Source organism: Paenibacillus maysiensis (genome assembly GCF_000520815.1).
GTDB lineage: Bacteria > Bacillota > Bacilli > Paenibacillales > Paenibacillaceae > Paenibacillus > Paenibacillus maysiensis.
The window spans coordinates 1-4011 of record NZ_ASRY01000052.1 but is presented as its reverse complement, the minus strand read 5'-3'; the positions used below and the strand labels follow the sequence as shown (position 1 = coordinate 4011).

Annotated in this window: 2 protein-coding genes and 2 pseudogenes; all 4 read right to left on the bottom strand. The window is 43.0% G+C overall.

Features of this window, described 5'->3' with window-relative positions:
* Positions 1–73: 73 nt before the first annotated feature.
* The 4 genes and pseudogenes from L696_RS0103920 to L696_RS0103900 all read right to left on the bottom strand — a co-directional run bounded on the left by L696_RS0103920 (position 74) and on the right by L696_RS0103900 (position 3724).
* On the bottom strand, positions 74–406 hold the full coding sequence (locus L696_RS0103920; RefSeq protein ID WP_025682485.1) for a hypothetical protein: 333 nt from the start codon (positions 404–406) through the stop codon (positions 74–76).
* A gap of 326 nt (positions 407–732) precedes the next feature.
* Positions 733–929: pseudogene (locus L696_RS30195) on the bottom strand (transposase); the annotation flags it as partial.
* A gap of 339 nt (positions 930–1268) precedes the next feature.
* A complete protein-coding gene (locus L696_RS28190; protein ID WP_155985309.1) occupies positions 1269–2006 on the bottom strand; it encodes a carbohydrate binding domain-containing protein in 738 nt (245 codons plus the stop codon).
* A pseudogene (locus L696_RS0103900) lies at positions 2006–3724 on the bottom strand (glycoside hydrolase family 66 protein). The gene L696_RS28190 and the pseudogene L696_RS0103900 overlap by 1 nt, the downstream one beginning before the upstream one ends.
* Positions 3725–4011: the final 287 nt, after the last annotated feature.

Below are 4011 nucleotides of genomic sequence, written 5' to 3'. Positions count from 1 at the left end.
CGGGTAGCGGCTTGCGATGCGTATTCTCCAGGTAGATATGTTTCTCTGTTTCCGGCATTACATATTGTTTGTACTACAGGAACATATCGGGACTATCTCCCTTCCGGAGAAATCTCCGCACCGTGTCCGCATGAGAAATGGTGTTATCGAGATTGGTCAACCAATCCGCCCGGTAGAAATGCTCCCCTCTTCCAGTTCCTGCGAGCAAGAGCGCTTCTTTACCCACCTGGTAGCTCCAAACTGCATGCGAAGCTTGTATAAATGCTCGTGGATAATCCTCTTCAAGGAATAACCCGCAAGCGATGCAGATGTCAGCCAGCCCACGGGAGCCACTCAGATGCAATTCAATCTGCACAAGAAGCTGACTATAAAGCCTGCGACATTCATCTTCAGGCAATTGTTTCATAATTCGCAGACACCGCTCTCGCAGTTCAACCCAGCCAGGCATTGCCGATTCGGCTTTTTTCTTGAACCAGCGTAAAATTATATCCGCTTTCATTTGAAGTAATCAGAGGTTCACAGGATTTCATGTATTGTCATCTCCTATTCAATGATGAAGACTCTTCTACTTTTATTTTATAGGTCGGTAACATACTTAAATAGTCTTGATATTACTGATATTGCTCAATCATACAAAAAGATCAGACTATGATTACATTTTCATCATAGCCTGTGATCCAACGGGACATGAAGATTGGTGAGAGTATTAAGCGGCTTTATGGGGTTTAAATGCTTTAAAATATCGACTTCCATTTGGAGACGTTGGTTTTCTTCCGTAAAGCCATCAGCTCATTTTCTTCAGGTGAACGATTGTCCTTCTCCTTGAAGGAGCCCGTTGTCTGAACTTGCTTAATCCAGCAATCCAGAGCCGAGGCTGTGAGGCCATATTCCTCCACCAGATCTGCTCTGGACTTCCCGTTCTCGTATAGTAGAAAAACTTTATATGACTCGTCTCAAGACACTAAGTAACTATTAAAGCGAAAACTCACTCACCGCTGGATTTCGGTTTGAAGTTATAAAAAAAATTACTTTATTATGAAAAAACACCTCTTCACTGGTATAGTGATCTCGACGATCTTCCCTTACCAAATGAAGCGGTGTTTTCCACATCTCGGCTAGCCTCTTACAAAAACAAACTTATTCTCATAATCACTTTGTTTTTCTAGATTATCGCTAATTCTTCACAATCCTCACATCATCGATTTGTAAGTTCGTATTAGCTTCTGCTGCTTGATAAAAAGCAATGTTTATTTTTCCATTAGTTACATTCACTTGGCCCGAAATCTGGGAATAGGTACTGCTGTGGCTGATGTTGGTATACACCATATTTCCACAATAGTTGGAAAGTTCCATCTGCTGATGGAAGGCGTTCCGGTATTCTGTTTAACCCTTGCTGTTACGGTATAGCTACCGTTTTCCAACCCAATAATGTCCTGCTCTGTTTTCTGCTGATAGCCCTGACTTCCCCAGAAGTATGCCTTATACTTGCCTGAATCAGCATCAGTGGTGTCCACACCTGCATCGGAACCAGTCGTTTTCCATCCATTCAGGGTGCCTTCCTCAAAACCTCCGTTTACCAAACCCACCTGTGTTGGTGTGGGAGTTTCGCCTCCTGCCAGAATTTCCACATTATCGATTTGTAGATTTGTATTCCCCTCGGCCGCCTGATAAAAGGCAATATTTATCTTTCCGTTCGTTACACTCACAATTCCACTAATTTTACTATAGCTATTGCTGTGAGGGATCGGTGTATAGACTGAGCTTCCTCCATAACCGGTCAATTCCAGTCTGCTTAGTGTAGGAGAGCCGTTATTTTGCTTAACCATCGCAGTAACCGTGTAAGTCCCGTTATTCAGTCCGCTCACAGTTTGTGATACTTTTCCTGAATAACTACCTGCATTCCATATCCCAATATTTACCAACAACATAAACGTCAGTTGAATCCACACCATGTGCAGCTGTTCCTTCAAATGTCCAACCGTTCTCTCCATTTTCGAAATTTCCATTAACGATCTTTCCTTGCACTGGAGGTTCTTCGTTTCCCCCCACCGCTGTTTTCACTACTCATATAGATCATGTTCCAATATTCAAGGGATGGCACGGTAATTTTAACAAACTTGCCATTGCCATCGTTGCCTTTTGTAAAGGATAGTTTCTGTGTTCTTCCATCACTCGAATCTGGCGAAGCCAGCCAGACTGAATTTACATCATTTGAATAATAATACTTCACTTCATGGCTGCCAATTTTAGTCGGTGTTTCCTTTGTCCCGTCATTCGCTCTCCAATCATTTTTGCTCACACCTAGCAGATTGATCATTTGAATGATCTCATACTTGCTGTCTTTCTTGCCGTAGGCCCATACTTTATTGGCTTCTCCATTGGAACTGCTGGCATAAGCAGGCAGCTCAATTCGATTGGCGGTCTCCGTCTGACCATCACGAAGCAGGTTTTCGTATGCCACTATGAAATCATAAAGTCTATGTGTGCGATTCTTCAGATCGTCATTCATATATAAATTCTGCGCCGGGAAATACTCATTGCTTAACATATTCCCGTTATCTCCAAGCTCCATCCGTGATCCCCCAGCCGCATATACAGCAGCCTCCGTTAATAGTACTGCCGATGTGTTGAAAGCTTTGCCGGGGTTTGTCTTGCCATAATCGTATTCCATATAAGCCGGAACGATCAAGGATTTGCCTCCGCTTTCTTTTCTGGACTGTTCGATTTCCCTTTTCAAGGAATTATAACTGTCATACTGAACCCCCTCACTATCATGATCCCACGGCCAGATTTCGGTATACAATACATCCACATTGCTTTTGTTCACATTCTCTATACCCTGGCCGCCTACAGGATTGAAAACCAGATACTTGTTTCCAATGGCATTTTTTGCAGCGTTCAAAAAGCCAGTATACGTATCTTTTACATATAGCATTTGATTATCGGATGTTTTCATTTTCCCCCATTCGCCTACGGTGTCCCCATGCCAGCCATCGAAATTAAAGGCTTTGAGCGCTTTGTTCTCTTGATTGAAAATATAGTTCTGCCATCCTGTATTAGCCGGATTGAAGAAATACAAATGAGTTACACCTGTCGGAGAAGAATCCGTCATTTTAAAGCTAAACTGCCCTTTTCCGCTGGTGTTGTCATCTGCGTAATAAAGCGCCCAATTCTGCTGAACGCCATCTTTGTCGTACCCTGTCGTAGCACCATAAATCATGTTGTACTCCATATTGACCATGTTGGCGGCTTTGGCTTGGGAGATTTAATTTCGTACAGTATCGCCATAGATCATACGTCCCGACCAATCATTCCATACATCTAGGTTGTCTGCCAAAGGCTTGTGATGGCGATACTGCCAATCATAGTATTGAAGTGCATTGATATGGTAATTTTTGAGCTTATCAATTCTCTCAGCCGTATTCGTATTCTGTCCGAAATCCCAAACATATCCATAACGCGGGAACTTCACCCATGTAGAAGATACATCTACGCCTACCGCGTCTGAATCAAGTATTTTGCCGGCAGCATCCTTAATGTCTACTTCAATTAAATAGCCTTGATAATCTGTTGAAGGCGCTTTCCAATCCGTGGTCAACATTAGATCAGCATTATTCTTAAGATCATACGTCTTAATCAGAGCAGAGCCCACCTCGTTCTCGAGATGTTTCGCTCTTACCTCCACTTTGCCGCCTGCGATATCGAGACCCGTTCTGTTTTTCATATCAATTCTAAGCTCCACCGTTGCCCCTGGACTGTACATGGATTTATCCGTGGTTACATCAAATACCATTTTGCCTGTACTGGCTGCAGACAAATAACTTGATGATGTTCCCGCACTAGCTACTACCAACACGCTTGCCATAATGGCTGCAAGCCTAATTCTGATATCTCCCAGTCTCATTCTTATCATCCCCTCGTACCTCTAATTTGTTGAAGATCAACATCGCTAGATTACAGGTATTAAAAAATAGCGGCTCTTCGCTCTATTGGATGGGTAACGCCGTATAG

Excerpts from the sequence above, each read along its gene's own strand:
- L696_RS0103920 (WP_025682485.1), bottom strand. The coding sequence starts at position 406 with ATGAAACAATTGCCTGAAGATGAATGTCGCAGGCTTTATAGTCAGCTT.
- L696_RS28190 (WP_155985309.1), bottom strand. The coding sequence starts at position 2,006 with ATGGAAATTTCGAAAATGGAGAGAACGGTTGGACATTTGAAGGAACAG.